This is a genomic window from Patescibacteria group bacterium (genome assembly GCA_041649475.1).
GTDB lineage: Bacteria > Patescibacteriota > Patescibacteriia > Magasanikbacterales > GWA2-37-8 > JBAZNA01.
Window position 1 is genome coordinate 737,646 of sequence record JBAZNA010000001.1, and the last position, 15,593, is coordinate 753,238.

Consider the following 15,593-nt stretch of genomic DNA (forward strand, 5'->3'; position numbering starts at 1 on the left):
GTCAATGGGCTTAGAGTTTTTCCCAATCCTGGGCCTGGGCCAGATATTTATCCTTTATTTCGGCAAAATATTTTTTGGCCGCTTTGTAATCATTGGGAAGCACGCCGTCTAAAATCGCTTCTTCAATCGCGGTTTTAATCTTGCCGACCGTGGGCCCGGGTTTTAGTCCGGATAATTTCATAATTTCATCGCCTCTAAGCGGTGACTGGAAGGCGCGTAATTTGTCTTTTTCAATGACCTCGGCAATTCTTTTTTCCAAACGGTCGTAATTGTGCAGGCGTTTTTCCTTTTTGAGCGGATTGCCGGTGGTAATATCACTGCGGCCTAAGATCAATAAATCATCAAGTTCGTCGCCCAAGCTGACAATCAGCCGGCGCACCGCGCTGTCGGTTATCCCCTCGTCCATCAAACTGATCGGCTGTTGATGCCATCTGATCAGTTTGGCCAGATAATCCGTATCGTTTTTGGAAAAACGCAAACGCTGGCCGATTTTATAGACCAATTTTTTGCCGACATGCTCGTGCTGATAAAAAGTCCAGCCGATTTTGGCAACAAATTCTTTGGTTTGCGGCTTGCCGATGTCATGCAAAAGCCCGGCCAATCTTAACATTGTTTTATCGGATCTTTCGGCGATATTATCAACCACCTTAAAGGTGTGCACCAAATTATTTTTATGCTGGTGGCCAAAAATTTCTTCCACTCCATCTAATTTTACAACTTCCGGCAAAACAAAATCCAATAAATGCGTTTGAAACATCATACTTAAGCCGATTGAAGGCAAGGGACAAGCGAGCAGTTTAAACAATTCTTCGGCAATCCGCTCGGCCGAAATTATTTTTAATCTTTCCTTATTTTCATATATTGACTTGAGGGTCTTGGGATCAATCGCGAATTGCAATTGGCTGGCAAACCGCACCGCGCGCATCATCCGCAAAGGATCATCGCTGAAGGTTTTATCCGGCGAGAGCGGCGTGCGCAAAATTTTGTTTTTTATATCATTTTGCCCGTCAAACAGATCAATGATTTCTTTTTTTACGACGGTCAGGGTCGGCGGTTTCGCGCCCGCAAATACAGAAACCGGCACGGCCATGGCATTAACCGTAAAATCGCGCCTGGACAAATCATCCGCCAAGGTGGCTGTCTCAACTTTCGGCTTTCTGGATTTGGCATCATATTTTTCGCTTCTGGCTCCGGCAAATTCCAAAACTATTTGTTCTTCGCCTTCGCCGATGACATACCTGGCCGTATCAAAATCCGGAAATTCAACCAAACTCCCCGCTTCCTTCATGGCTTTGTCAAAGTCCTTGGCAAAAGCCAAACCGCTCCCTGCCACCACAAAGTCAATATCCTTTTTTTCATTTTTGCCCAGCAAGAAATCACGCACAAATCCGCCCACAATATATATCGGGGTTTTATTCTTTTTGGAGACAGTGTTGATTTTTTTTAATATCGCCGAAATTGACATAGCCCGTTTAAATCTTTTTATCGCGCCCCATTCTGTTTTTGGCAACCTCTTCCGTCACCCAGCCCTCTTTGAGCAAATCTTTAATTGAGTTTTCCATTGTGACCATGCCTTCCTTGGCTCCGGTCTGAATGGCTGATTTTATCTGATTGATTTCATTGCCGCGGATCAAATTGGCTATGGCCGGATTATTTATCAAGATTTCTCTGGCCGGCACTCTGCCCCCGTCTTTTGACGGCAAAAGCTGTTGGGCGACCACGGCGCGCAACACCGAAGATAATTGGATCAAAACTTGTTTTTGTTTTGAGCCCTCAAAAACATCAACAATACGTTCAACCGCTTCGGCCGCGCTCGGGGTGTGCAGGGTGGAAAAAACCAAATGACCGGTTTCGGCGGCAGTGAGCACGGTGGCAATGGTTTCCGGATCGCGCATTTCACCGACATATATCACATTCGGATCCTGGCGCAAAACATATTTTAAGGCATTGGCAAATGAATCCGTGTCTGTGCCCACATTTCTTTGCTCAATCAAACTTTTTTTATCTTTAAAAAGAAACTCAATCGGGTCTTCCACGGTGATGATATGCGCCCGGCGGGTTTTGTTTATCTCCTCAATCATGGAGGCAATGGTGGTTGATTTTCCGCAGCCGGTCGGACCGGTAACCAGAATCAAACCATCCAAATATTTTGGCATTTCCGCCAAAACCGGTTCAAAGCGCAAGTCCTTGGGGCTAGGAATGTCTGATGGAATCACCCTGGCAGACAAACCGATATTGTCCACCTGTTGATGCAAATTAACGCGGAAACGGACTTTATCTACTTCATAGCTGAAATCCAGCTCTTTGGTCTTCTCATACTTGTCCTGTTGTTCTTTGCTTAAAATATCTTTTATAGCCGTCAGCAAATCCTTGTTATTTAACTGCTTGTCATCTATTTCTTTTAACTCACCCTCTATTCTGATCATTGGCAACTCACCGCCGATTAAATGCAAATCAGAAGCGTCTTTTTTGATCGCTTCTTTGAAATAACTCTGTAAATTTAGCATATATTTACTAAAATTTGATTAAAAACTTGTCTAAATATTATATACCTAAAAAAAGCGAAAAGCAACCGCCTTTGCTTGAAAAAATAAGCAGGATGATATATAATCGTTTCATTAGCGGGCTGTAGCGAAGTTGGTATCGCGCATCGTTCGGGACGATGAGGCCGCGGGTTCAAGTCCCGCCAGCCCGACGGGAAGGAGGCAAAGCAATGCGTATTCCTTGTCCACGACCGCCCAGGTCGATTCAAGATGAGGTTAAGGTTCATGAAGCAATCAGGGACGCCAAGGCCAATTCCAGGCTGATCTTCGTCGTTGAAGTCAATCCGAAAACGCACGAAGTGTCGGCTAACGCGTACTGGCCGGCTGCCCTGCCCGGATGGGAAAAGGAATATTCCCTTCTCGGGGAGCTCAAGAAGATGGCCGTTTCGGTCTGGCGCAAGGTCAGCAGGAAGCAAAACAATGCGCAAGCATAGCGGAGGGGTGTTCGCGAACTCACCAAAAAAGTTCGCTTTTTTGTTTAAAAAATGAGCAGTTTATAGAGATGCTCCGCTCTTTTCTGGTTACTTCTTCGTGGGCTTCTGGCCCACACGCATGTCCTTCACATCCGCCTCCACTCCGACCTCCAGGGTATTCGGCTTGACCGAGAAGATCTCCTCCTGTTTGATCTTCACCCCAGGCACAGTGACGGCGACAGCCGGTTCTTCCAGCATCGCCTCCTTGTTTGGGTCTTCAACGATTCTGACAAAGCGCTTGAGGCCCATCTTCTTGAGCGCCTTGATCACCGCCTTCTTGTCGCGCAGGTGCACCGAAGGCGGATTGAGACGCCATCCGAAACTGCCGGTTGGCACCTGGATGGTCTTGGTCTTGCCGCCCTCGGTCAGCGTCTCGCGGTTCGCGTCGGCGAAGATGAAGAGACCCCGTACCAGGCCGGCAATGGTCCGGTTGTGAGACGAGGCGAAGGCCATCGCCTTCTTCTGCAAGACCGCTACCCCGTCATTTAAGACATTCTCGATCGAGTTGATCTCCCTCTGCTCCGCGGCGATGCGAGTCAGTATGTTAGCCGCCTCAACCAGGTTTTCCGGAATATATACTTCATAGTCCGGCTTAGCAGGCATCTTCACCTGATGAGGTGCTTTATCCACGATCTTTTTCTTGGCCATGATTGCCCTCCATGGGCATAATCTAGCTTATCCGCGAAATTTTAGCAAGCTGCCGACCAACAAACAAAAAAGCCCTTATGGGGCCATTTTATTTTAAAAATCAGACCAATATCTAAGTTAAACCGAGAGCAGGTTTAACTTGTTTCATATCTTCCTCTAAAACTTCAACTCTGCCTTCAATAATTCGCATATCGTGCGTAGCAATAGTGAGCTCCTGGTCTTTCTTTTCAGTTATTTGAACTAATTTATCAAGAGTAATTGAAATTTTGTTCAAATCTGTTTTCGTCGCCATATCAGCCTCAATCCGATCCAAACGCTCATCGTGTTCTAAAAATTTTATTGCTAAAAAATCAAATCTTTTATCAACCTGGTCAAATCTTTTATCAACCTGGTCAAATCTTTTATCGTGAGCTTCTAGTTTTTTATCAATTTGGTCAAACCTTTTGTCAATTTGGTCAAACTTCTTATCGTGGGCACTGAATTTTTGTGTGATGTTTTCCATAGTTTTTATATTATACTGTGATAATAAAATTGGTGTCAATGCTCACTGATAACTCCTCAAAAACTCCACACTCATTTTTTGTTCTTTTAAAGCCAGGCCGATTGAACTCTCAATTCTGATAATATATTTTTCCAAGGGCTCCAAATTTTCTAAAATATCCAAACTTAGCAAAGCAGTACGGGATTTGTTTGTGTAGGACAAAGCCAACTCCCCGGCTCGCGGCAAGGTTTTAAACCAAAAAGTTTTTTCCAATTCGGGCATATCTTTTTCCAAATCAATCTCGCCCCGCGCCAAACCAAAATCCTCTAAAAGCATAGCCACCACCGTGCTGATGTGACCCCTCTCCAAGTCCTCTTTCCAATCATGCAAGTCGTCGTTCATCTGCATGGGGATTAAATAATTTTTAAAATAAGAAATTAAATTTCTTGTTTCAGCCGAGTCCAACGGATAACCAAGCAAATACATTATCACCACACAGCCCAAAATGTGAGCCGAAGGCGGTTCGTATTTACAGGTGTAGTCGCCGAAATCCGACATAGCCGCCGGCAAAAATACTTTCGCGCCCTCGCGCTTCAAACGGCAATGCCTAGTTTCCCAAGTGTTAGCGCCGTCAAGTTTGTCCATCAGCTCTCGGAAAAATTTTGTCATGCCCGATTCGGGCGGAAGGATGCCATTAAACAAATAGGTAAACTCACGCGCATATAAATTCGCGGCCGGCAAAATTTCCGGCATAGCTTCTTCGTCTTCATCCCAAAAATTATCGTAAATGATAAAAGCGGTCCAAAAAAATGTGTTGGCGAGACCTAAAACCGCGATCAAGCCATCTGAAAAAATCTGGCCTTTCTCTCCCAATGCCTGCCGGAAATAATACGGCATCAATGACATTTGTTTGTCATAATTACCAGCAACTGTCCTCTGGATTTCCCGCAAAGCGATTGTTTTCAAATCCGAGTTCAAAAATGAAAAGCGCTCTTCAGCTGTGTTAATAATTTTAACCAGCATTTTTTGCTCCTCAATTTCAGCATTTTTTAAATCCGAATCCGCATTAAGGACTGTATTTTTTATTTTACTAAGCGCCTCCACACAAAACGCCGAAGCCAAAGCCGGACCGGGCGGCGCGGTTTCCAAAAATTTTATTTCTTCCGCAAGTTGACTCAAAGGACAACCCAAATTTATGGCTGCTATAACCGCCAAAGCCGTATTGCACAAATCATTTTTTAAAAAACTTTTATTTTCCAAAATATATGCCAACAACTTTTGCCGACTGTCGCCTTTATAAAATTTGGAAATAAAATAAATAACAAAATACGGAGACGAATAAAGCGAAGATTTAAAATTGCCGGTCGCAATCGCCACTTCAATTAAATTATTTAAAGACGCCAACTCCACACCCTGTAGAGATAAAAAATAGGCAATGTTCACATTTACACCCAAATCAATATTATTTTGCACACCGCTTTCCGGCACAAAAGTGTAATACGGCCCGCCTTCTTCGGATTCCAAAGAAGTAAGATGTTTTAAAATTTTGGCCAGAGCCGCACCGTCTATCAATTCCGGATCATATTCCGTTAAAGCCGACAAAACACAAAAATTTATGCCGGCAATATTTCCAAACAGCCAATTTTCATCTTTCCGCATTAACAAATTCTTGACTGCCCTATATCTGATCATACTGGCGTCTTCATCATCAATTTTATTCAAACAAAAAATAATTAACGCCAAATTCAAAAAATTATCGCCCGTTGGCTGAAATTTTTTGAGTACACCAAAATGTTTATACATATTCCCTCCTTTTGTTTATTACCCTCCCTTTTGAGTAAATTTAATTATAAATGTTGTATGCCACCGGCCGCTTCCAATATTACTTTCTACATTAATTGTGCCACCCAAATCTTCTTCCACCATTCTTTTTGTTAGGGATAATCCGATACCGGTGCCGATACTGGGATCTTTAGTGGTAAAAAATGGTTCAAAAATTTTATTTAATAATTCCTGTGGGATTCCACAACCCCAATCCTCCACCGCCAAGGTTACCATTCCGGACTCAATTAACAAAGAAACATGGACCTTTGGTACAAAAATATTATCCGAGCCAATGTTTGTATAAGCATCAACGGCGTTTGCAATCAAATTAGTAACTATCTGATTAAATTTTACCGCGCTGCCAAATGTTTGTATCTCCGCCGGGGCTGTAAATTCAATGCCCACATTAAGTTTTCTACCTCGATAAGACAAAATTTGAATCACCTGCTTTATTTCTTCATTTAAAGAAAAAAGCATATCACTACCCTGACCGCTTATCTGCCGGCGTATCGCCTCAATAAAATTTTTCATGCGGCCATTGGCTGATATTGCCCGTTCTAAATAGGATTTGGTCTGATCTAATTCTCTCAACTTATTATTTTGGGCCATTTCCATATTTAAAGAAACCGCCGCCAATAAATTAGTAAGATCATGGAATAGACCGGAAGACAAACGCCCAAATTCCGCAAATCTATAAAGTTGCCCCACCTTTTCCATTTGTGTTCTTTTGAGTTCTCGCGTACGCTCTTCAACCTTAACTTCAAGAGAGTCCCGTTCATATTTAAGTTCCGCTTCTGAAGATTTTGCCCGTTTAAGCGCTTTATAAATCTCCCGATTGGAAAGCCAAGATACTGTAGCGATAATTGTAAAAATCACCAAAACCATTATGGTGTCGGAAAAATTCCACCTTTGCTCTCGCCAATATTGATTGGCTGAAAAAATATTGACTCTTTGCAAATAATCAATAGCCAACATCGTTATACCGATAATGGCCGTGGTTAAAAAGGCAAAACGAGTACTGATAAGAATACCGGATATTACTATCACCAGCACATTAATTAGAAGACCGGCGTTTACGTCCACACCGTGCTTATACTCCAAATAACTGGCCAATAAGAAAAAAGTAACCAAAAAAAGATAAGCAGAAATTTTGGGAAACCCCTTGCGGGAAAGAAAAAAGAGCAGACAGAAAAAAGCTAAAATCCCAATAACGACAAATAGAGACAAGGCATTGTTGGTGTATAATTCCGGATCAGCAAAAAATAAACCAAATATATTTATTACAGACGCAATGGAAACTAAAACAATCGCCGCAAATAAAAGGATATTAAGAATAAACTCTTTACGCGCCTGATCTTCATTTTTAGATTTCGGTGCTACAACCTCACGGATAATACCGCTTAAATTTCTCATATGTTTATCTTCTTAATTCTTAAACTAAACATTCCTCTCTCCGTAATGCAAGATAAGGAATGGAAAATTGGAATGTTTAGCCCTCTCTCATTTTAAACTGGCCCCCACGGAGAGCCGATCTCCGCGGCCACCACAATCAATCCGGAAAGAACAGACAGAACTCTGGCTTCTTTATTTGTCAAAATTTCTTTGATAACTTTATTCATATATTTATTTTAAGATTTCTTATTTGTCGGTCCTCCGACCTTTACAAAAAGACCCTCCTTACTCTATTCAATTTTATAACCGCGGCCGGGTATGGTTTGAATAAATTCGCGAATGCCTCGGTGTTTTATTTTTTTACGCAAATTAAGAATATGTGATTCAATCGTATTGGAAAAAGGATCAGCGTCCATATCCCAGACATGTTCAAGAATCATACCTCTGGAGACCACAACACCTTTGTTCTTCATTAAATATTCCAAAAGCATAAACTCCTTACGGGTAAGATATACTTCCTTTTTTCCAACTAACACTTTACTAGCGGCAAAATCCAGAGTCAAATCGCGAATTCTGACTATTTGATCTTCAATCACTTTGGGCCGACGAAGTAACGCTTTAATTCTGGCTAATAGCTCTTTGAAAGAAAATGGTTTGGTCAGATAATCATCAGCTCCCAAATTTAAAAGTTCAACTTTCTTGTTCGTTTCACTAACTACCGAGAGCATAATAATGGGTACCTGTTTTTTGGCTATCCTGATATGTTTACAAACTTCCGCGCCACTGCGTTTTGGCAGCATGTTATCCAAAATTATCAAATCATAATCGTTTGTACAACCAAGCATCATGCCTTTCTGTCCATCTGCGGCAACATCAACCGCGAAACACTCCGATTCCAGCGAATCCTTTAAAGAGTCGGCCAAATCTTTTTCATCTTCAATGATAAGAATTTTCATATGTATGTATAATTTTAATAACTGGTCCTATTATAATTCAACCTACCTTATCAAAAGATAAAGAAAAGATAAAATCCTGATAAAATCCAAAATTTAAGAAGATTTACACGGTTTTCACCGCTTTTTCCAACCTCCTCCGGAACCTATTTTCGTTTATTTTGTCCGCAAAAATCACAGTGAGGCCGGCCACAATACTTTCGGTTGAACCGATGACAGCCAGAATCCAGCCATTGTGCATCAAACCCAGCAAGGATCCGATCATACCCATAATCGGGGCCATTGCCACGCCGATCAAGAGCCCCAGCCGGGCCGGGTTGGTAAAATCTTGGATAAGCGCCATTTTGGTAATGTCCCAATTTTTGGCCATGACAACTTTTTGATTGTGGATTAATTTTTTTAAATTTTTTCTATACATGAAAATTGACTGAATGGCTGTGGTCAAGGACAACGCCACGGCAGACAAACCAAACACCACCCCGCCCCACACTACATGGCCGCTGACAATCAATTCTTCCACAGAAAACGCACCATAAGCGGCCAAAACAAACACCGGAACCAAAATCCAAGACCGCTTGGCCAACTGTATCCATTTAAAACCCGAACCGCGCAAAGCCGTGAGTTCCGCGGCCTCGCCCAATAAATCATCGGCTGAAGCGGCAAACAGCTTGCCAATCCCCTTCACCCACAGTTCTAAAACATGCGCGATTGGACCGATAATTAATAATATTTTTATAATTTCTTGAGCAACCCGGGTTCTTTCTCTGGCATTATCGGCGATAACTCTAAACACGCTGTAATCCACTGCCAGCGGATAAATCAATTCCGAAAGTTCGGACATCAGTTGTTGTTCGGTTGCCGAGATGCCGATATTTTCTTCGTCAATTAAAACCAAGCGCTTAAAACGCAAACGGTCTTTTAAAATTGTTTCCACGGCCTTGTCCAAATCCTCGTTGTGCTTGTTGGCTTCGGCTTGATCTTCAGCCGTGATTATCGGTTGATGTTTATCTTTTAAAAGTTTCGGCAGCCAGGTGACAATATAGTTGCCTTGGCTGTGAACACTGATGGTGTGGATCGCTTTTAAAATATTTTCCGGCGTGCGCAGAACCGTTCGCACCCCGATGGCTTTGCCTTGAGATAAAATCGCCCTTATCTTTTCTTTATACTCCGGATATTTTGAAAAAATATATTGAATCTCAATCGGCAGTTGTTTTACAAAATCACACTCTTCGGGTAGGGATATAACATCCATTTTATATGTACCAATGGGCGAAAACTGGTGTTTTGTTTTGGACATAAATTATTAATTCTGTTTATCAGAGATTGATGAAACGTTTTTCGCCAAGCTATCGCTAGTGCTCAAAACATTTCATCAATCTCTTCTAAAACAAACCTTAAATATGCAATAACGTATTATCCCCCAAAATCATCTTATGAAGACCCCCTGCTCTATCTATAATTGTTACTCCTGAACCGAAGATACTATTATCTATTTTTACCGGGGAATCAATAGTGCATCTGTTTAGTAAAATAGAATTTCCGATTTCAACTTTTTTTATAATACTGCCGGCGCCAATGGTGGTGTTCGGATTTATAATACAATCTTCAAGCGTGCAATTCTCACCGATGATGGCCGGCCCGATAATTTTAACATTTTTATTTGCGGTTGTCCCCACGCCGATTCGCACCTTGCCGGTGATACTGGCGCCGCTTTCAACCGTGCCTTCTATTTTAAACATTTCCGTTGGCGTTTCATCCAGAAGTAATTTATTGGCCACAATCAAATCATCCGGCTTGCCGGTGTCTTTCCACCAGCCGGTGATTTCTTTGTGCCCCACTTTATAATCATTTTTTAACAAATATGAATGGATATCGGAAATTTCATATTCACCGCGCGGACTTTTCTGAATATGATCATAGGCCTTAAAAAATAATTTCGGCCCGTAGAGATAAATTCCGGTAACCGCGAAACTATTAGCCGGATTTTGCGGTTTTTCTATCACGTCAACCAATTTGCCGCTCCCATCAAAAACCGGCACCCCAAACCTTTCTGGATCCGGCACCTTTGACAAGGCCAGCATGCTGTCGTGATTATTTGTGGCGAATTCCTCAATAAAATCTTTCAAACTGCCTAAAATAATATTATCGGAAAGATAAAACATAAACGGATCGTCGCCGATAAACTTTTCCGCCTGTTTCACCACGTTGGCTATGCCCTGCGGCCCGCCCTCTTGTTCAAAAAATTTAATCTTTATCCCCCAATGACCGCCGTCGCCAATCGCTTTGGCCAAATCAGTATCGCCCGGGTTGGTGTTGATAAAAATCTCTTCAATGCCGGCCTCAACCACTTTTTCTATGGCATGAAAAATCATCGGCTTGTTGGCCAAGGGAATCAGGTGTTTATTTATGGTGGAGGTTACCGGTCGCAGTCGCGTGGCTCGTCCCCCGCCGGTTAAAATTGCTTTTTTGATTTTCATACAATAAATAACGCCTTAGCTTACCAGAAAATTATAATTTTGACAAGGGCAAAGTAGGCGGTCATCAGCGGGTTGGCAATATATTTCAAGAGTGGACTATCAATGCTCTTTTCCTCAAAAATCACCTTGCTCACCGCGCTTTTAAGCAATACCTTATCTGATACCATGCGAATACCCTGGATATAGTTTCTTTTTAACAGCCAAATTTTCCAATTGTGCGGCTGGAGCCAGTATTTATACACTTCCAGCCGGGTTTTAAACCAACCGTTCATTATTGAGAAAAATATCAAACCAAGCTCCATTATCAAAGCCATCGGCAAAAGTAGTATCAGAGTCGGCCATTTAAAATACATCAGCATCAGCGCGTAGCGATTTCGTTCCATATAATAAAACTTGTCCTTACTGCGGCTGAACTGATATTTGTGATAAAAAACCGCGTCGGAAACCATAACTGTTTTGTAGCCAACGGCCTTCATGCGCAATGAGTATTCAAGGTCTTCGTGATAGAGAAAAAATTCTGATGTCCACGGACCGTATTTTTTCAGTAGCGGCATTCTCATCAAAAGCGACGCTCCGCTGGCATAGCCGACTTTGGTAATCGGTCCTAACTTCAAATCGGATTTCTTTTTTCTAAAATTCGCGCAGTAGCCAAATCCCAAATAATGAAAAGCATTGCCGGCACTATTTATCAGCTCCGTTTCCGGATAAAGCATTATTAAAGATTGAGTCGCGCCGATTTCTTGGTCTGTTTCCATGGCCTCAACCAATTTTTCCAAACAATCCGCGGCCATAAAGCCGTCATTGTTGTGAAAATACACATAATCAAAATTGTTATCCATGGCCCAGCGTATGCCAACGTTATTGCCGCCAGCAAAACCCAAATTTTCTTTTTGCGGCAGAAGTGTGACATGGGGTATGGAGGTTCCGGATAATGGCAAAACCTTTTCCTGAATAACCCTTAGCGATGACCCCTGCTCCGGATGCGGATTGTCAACAATAATAAATTCAACCTTGTCTTTCGGATAAGTCATTTTCTGTAAAGATGAAATCACATCATCTAAATATCTCTCACTGTCAAAAGAAAGATAAATTATTGCGACTTTTGGAAAATTTTCCACCATAAATTAAACGCTAAAATATTTATGACTGCCCCGCCACTTCCACATATATTTCAGCCAGCTGACCGCATGCGTTCTGGCTAATTTATTTTTGAAAAATCCGTTTATCAAACCGGGCACCTTTGCCGACTCTCTGGCATGGGCATGCAGGATAATTATATCGTGAATATAATAAACAGGCCAACCCATTTCCCACATTGTCCGGCACCAATCGCAATCTTCCATATACATAAAATACCGGCCGTCAAACCAGCCAACCTGGTCAACAACATCTTTTCTAACCAACATGGCCGAACCCTGCACCCAATCAACCGGCCGGGTTTCATTATGATCAAAGTCCTTCATCAACAACCTGTCGGCATATTTTTTTATCCATTTATATTTTCTGTCCCAATCAATATGTTTAAGTGGTTTTATCATTATGGCCGGCAAATCAAAGCGATAGCAGGAAAATTGTAATGTCCAATCCGGATTAAGCAGTTTTGGCCCGATACAGCCGATTTTGGGATGTTCATCCATAAATTTAATCATGCGCTCAATTGTTTTTGTGCTTTCCGGCACCCTGGCATCCGGATTTAAAACAAAATAATATCTGGCCGGGACTTCGGCAAATGCTTTGGTATTACCCCTGCCGAATCCGACATTGCCGCCGCAATCAAGATATTTAACTTGCGGAAATTTTTCCGCCAGAGCTTCTTTGAGGCCGTCTTTATTTTCCGAATTATCGGCAACGGTTATTTGAATGTCAAAAGCAGTGCCGCTTATATCCTTAAAAATTGTATCTAAAGCGGTTAGAACATCATCTTTGGACAAGTAATTGAGCAGAACTAAATGTAAATCCTTCATACCTTTCTATTTTTTCTAATCCAGGCGCGCTTTCTGGCCAACTCATGCCTATCGCGCCATATTTGACCAAGCCCGGACAAAACCTTGCGGTCATATATTAAAAACCAGACAAACTTCTTGAATTCATACCATAAAATGGCCAAAAAATCAAGAGTATGGTTCTGCTTGGAGATACTTTTATACAAGGTCATTAAATGGTTTTTATAGCTGTTGTACTTGATCAATTCCGACTGTGTCTGTTTATTTTTAGCCGCCGAAGTGTCTTTTAGCTCTTTTGGTCCGGCCGCGGAGCGATCATGAAAGGCCACAGCATCCAAAACCGTATAAGATTTCCAGCCGGCCGAAGCCAATCTGAAAGCCAAGTCAACATCTTCTTTATAAGATCCATAAAGGTCATCAAAAATGGTTTCATCCTCATAGGCCACATTTTTTAAGGCCGACCATCTGTACATTGGCAGGGCGCCGGAAACGCCAAACACAGGCATCGCTGACTTTCCAACCGGCGAATCTTGTATATCAACCACCCTCCCATTTTTAAAAACTTTAAGTCCAAGCGAATCAATGTCTTGAGTAAAGGATGTATCCAAACTATTTTTTTCATCAATCGCCGAAAAATTCCATTTTAATAATTTTGGAGTGACCGCTCCCGCGTCTTGATTTTTATCCAAAAATTCGGTTAATTTTGCTATACAATCAGCCATTAAATACATATCCTGATTTAGAAGCAAAACATAATCTGAATTATTTTTTAAAAATAATTGATTATGAGCGCGGGCAAAACCGATATTTTCTTTACTCTCAAAAAATTCTGTATGAACACTAAAGTTGTTCAATTGATTTTTTATCTGTTCTACAGTGTCATCCTGCGAGCCATTGTCAAAAATGTATAATTGCCAATCTTTATAGGTCTGATTTCGCAGGGATTCAAAAAGAAAGGGCATATACTTTCCCCCGTTCCAGGTGACCAGTTGAATGGAAAGTTTCATACGCCCCATTTTGTAAAATATTTAAGCATGCTGGAAAAAAATTGCCATTGTTTCCAAAGCAAATTTTGCTTCTTAAAGCTTTGCCCGACATAATCAACACAGCTCACCACCGGTGTGTACATAACCTTAAGACCCATTTTTTTAACTTCCCGACAGGTATCAACGTCTTCAAACCAGAGAAAATACCTTGGATCAAACGCCCAGCCCAACTTTTCATAAACCTTACGACGCATCAGCATAAAAGACCCGCGCACCGAATCAACCTCCTGTTCCTTGTCCGGATCAAAATTTTTATAGGTATAATGATTCAAAACACTTGGAAATATATGCGGAATTTTTAAAAAAATAGCCAGCTGATTCCAAAAATTGGGAAAACGTCTGGGTTTGGCTTTCTCATTAAATTTTCCATTTTCATCAACCAATTTACAACTGGCCAAACCCACATCAACATGTTTCCGCATCCAATCAACCATAACATCCAAACTGCCGGCTTGGACGCGCATGTCCGGGTTTAAAAAAAGCAAAAACTCGCCTTGGGCGAGCTTCGCGGCCTGATTATTGGGATACCCAAAACCGGTGTTTTTACCCTCTTTTATCAGCTTAACTTCAGAAAAATTTTGTTCAATAATCTCAACCGTTTTGTCAGCAGACCCGTTATCGGCAATAATCTGTTCAAAACTAACATTTTGACAGCCGCTTTTTACGGATTTGATTTGTTCAGTTATCAAATCAGCCGCATTCCAAGTAACGGTAATAACACTTAAATCCATACTATTTCTTTAGTTGTGCTTTAAAGAAGTCAACAAATGGTATGGCGGTTGGGTCAATCCCCTCAAGCATGGCGCTGTAAAAACTGACATAACTGCTTAACATTAAGACCTCACAGACCTGCCCCAGCGGCTTTTTTTCAACGCATTTATAATCCAAATAATTAATACCATTTTTTGTTAAAACCTCGCGCGTCACCGTGTATCTTTTTTGCACCCGTTTATCATATAAATCGGACTCCAAGAGCACAAATCTCAACTCCTGTTTATTTGCTTCCGGATAAAGCATACCCTCCATCAAATGGTGGTTGAGTTCGGGAATTATAAAATAGCCGGCGAATCTCTTCGCATTCTCATTCATCTGGTTGGCGGCAATATGGACACTGCCGGACAAATGTTCGGACGCAACATACCAGACCGTCTTATTTAAAAGTTTTATTGCAAACTGTTTGGCCGGATTACTGGCCTCCGGACTTCCCACACCAAATTCTTTTTCATAAAAAGCGATATGTTTTTTGATGTTATCTATTTCCTTTGCGCCAATTTTTAGTAACTTCAATTCAGACAACATGGCCATCTGACCAAAAATGGAATAACCCAAACCCATGCGCGGTGAATTTGAGGGATTAAATTCAGTTGGAAAAACCAAAGCCGGTATTTTGTTTTTCTTGGCCCAAAACGCCAGAGTACCGCCGGCGGAAATTACAATGAGTTTTGCTTTTCTGGCTTTGGCCTCTTGAGCGGCGCTGATTATCTCTTCTGTGGTTCCGGAATAGCTGGAAGCAATAACCAGTGTATTTTTATTTACATATGCCGGCAAATTGTAATGGCTGACAATTTCAATTGGCTGTGCCAGTTCTTTTTTAAATAATTCTTTAATCACATGCGCGCCCAAAATTGATCCGCCCATGCCAAGGACCGCAATATTATCAATCTTTTTATACGCGGCCGGGATTTTTAATTTTTTGGCCACATTCCAAACCTGTTCTATCTGTTTACTAAAAAGCTCTATACTGCCCAGCATGTTTTTGGAGTCCAGCTTCTTAATTTCATTTTTGTTATCAAGAATTGTTTGGCTCATACAA

The 15,593-nt window shown here is 41.6% G+C and carries 15 protein-coding genes and 1 tRNA gene; 2 read left to right on the plus strand and 14 right to left on the minus strand.

Features of this window, described 5'->3' with window-relative positions; translation table 11 throughout:
* Positions 1–10: 10 nt before the first annotated feature.
* Complete coding sequence (locus tag WC526_03720) at positions 11–1,465, minus strand: HD domain-containing protein (GenBank protein ID MFA5062227.1); 1,455 nt, start codon at positions 1,463–1,465, stop codon at positions 11–13.
* 7 nt (positions 1,466–1,472) lie between these two features.
* Positions 1,473–2,507, minus strand: a complete 1,035-nt coding sequence (locus tag WC526_03725) for a type IV pilus twitching motility protein PilT (protein ID MFA5062228.1) — start codon at positions 2,505–2,507, stop codon at positions 1,473–1,475.
* A gap of 115 nt (positions 2,508–2,622) precedes the next feature.
* Here WC526_03725 and WC526_03730 point away from each other — a divergent pair.
* Together WC526_03730 and WC526_03735 are read left to right on the plus strand one after the other, a co-directional pair.
* Positions 2,623–2,695 (plus strand) — tRNA-Pro (locus tag WC526_03730).
* A gap of 18 nt (positions 2,696–2,713) precedes the next feature.
* Entirely contained in the window at positions 2,714–2,977 is a 264-nt protein-coding gene (locus WC526_03735) for a hypothetical protein (protein ID MFA5062229.1), read from the plus strand.
* Positions 2,978–3,064: 87 nt separating this feature from the next.
* Here WC526_03735 and WC526_03740 read toward each other — a convergent pair whose 3' ends face one another.
* The 12 genes from WC526_03740 to WC526_03795 form a co-directional block, all read right to left on the minus strand.
* On the minus strand, positions 3,065–3,664 hold the full coding sequence (locus tag WC526_03740) for a host-nuclease inhibitor Gam family protein (protein ID MFA5062230.1): 600 nt from the start codon (positions 3,662–3,664) through the stop codon (positions 3,065–3,067).
* A gap of 112 nt (positions 3,665–3,776) precedes the next feature.
* The gene (locus WC526_03745) at positions 3,777–4,166 is read right to left on the minus strand and encodes a hypothetical protein (GenBank protein MFA5062231.1); all 390 of its coding nucleotides are present in this window, start codon (positions 4,164–4,166) and stop codon (positions 3,777–3,779) included.
* Between the two features lie 42 nt (positions 4,167–4,208).
* On the minus strand, positions 4,209–5,948 hold the full coding sequence (locus tag WC526_03750) for a hypothetical protein (protein MFA5062232.1): 1,740 nt from the start codon (positions 5,946–5,948) through the stop codon (positions 4,209–4,211).
* Between the two features lie 18 nt (positions 5,949–5,966).
* On the minus strand, positions 5,967–7,382 hold the full coding sequence (locus tag WC526_03755; protein ID MFA5062233.1) for a HAMP domain-containing sensor histidine kinase: 1,416 nt from the start codon (positions 7,380–7,382) through the stop codon (positions 5,967–5,969).
* A 269-nt stretch (positions 7,383–7,651) separates the two neighbouring features.
* Positions 7,652–8,317 carry a response regulator transcription factor gene (locus tag WC526_03760; protein ID MFA5062234.1) on the minus strand — a complete coding sequence of 222 codons (666 nt, stop codon included), beginning with the start codon at positions 8,315–8,317 and terminating at the stop codon, positions 7,652–7,654.
* A gap of 103 nt (positions 8,318–8,420) precedes the next feature.
* Positions 8,421–9,611: a hypothetical protein gene (locus WC526_03765; protein MFA5062235.1), complete on the minus strand. Its 1,191-nt coding sequence runs from the start codon at positions 9,609–9,611 to the stop codon at positions 8,421–8,423.
* A gap of 97 nt (positions 9,612–9,708) precedes the next feature.
* A complete protein-coding gene (locus tag WC526_03770) occupies positions 9,709–10,791 on the minus strand; it encodes a glucose-1-phosphate thymidylyltransferase (GenBank protein MFA5062236.1) in 1,083 nt (360 codons plus the stop codon).
* Between the two features lie 20 nt (positions 10,792–10,811).
* Positions 10,812–11,912 (minus strand): glycosyltransferase family 2 protein, encoded by a 1,101-nt coding sequence (locus WC526_03775; protein ID MFA5062237.1) that lies wholly within the window; start codon positions 11,910–11,912, stop codon positions 10,812–10,814.
* 3 nt (positions 11,913–11,915) lie between these two features.
* On the minus strand, positions 11,916–12,755 hold the full coding sequence (locus WC526_03780; GenBank protein ID MFA5062238.1) for a glycosyltransferase family 2 protein: 840 nt from the start codon (positions 12,753–12,755) through the stop codon (positions 11,916–11,918).
* On the minus strand, positions 12,752–13,741 hold the full coding sequence (locus WC526_03785) for a glycosyltransferase family 2 protein (GenBank protein MFA5062239.1): 990 nt from the start codon (positions 13,739–13,741) through the stop codon (positions 12,752–12,754). Before WC526_03785 ends, WC526_03780 begins: the two co-directional genes overlap by 4 nt.
* Positions 13,738–14,511, minus strand: a complete 774-nt coding sequence (locus WC526_03790; protein MFA5062240.1) for a glycosyltransferase family 2 protein — start codon at positions 14,509–14,511, stop codon at positions 13,738–13,740. Before WC526_03790 ends, WC526_03785 begins: the two co-directional genes overlap by 4 nt.
* A 1-nt stretch (position 14,512) precedes the next feature.
* On the minus strand, positions 14,513–15,589 hold the full coding sequence (locus WC526_03795; GenBank protein ID MFA5062241.1) for an SIS domain-containing protein: 1,077 nt from the start codon (positions 15,587–15,589) through the stop codon (positions 14,513–14,515).
* Positions 15,590–15,593: the final 4 nt, after the last annotated feature.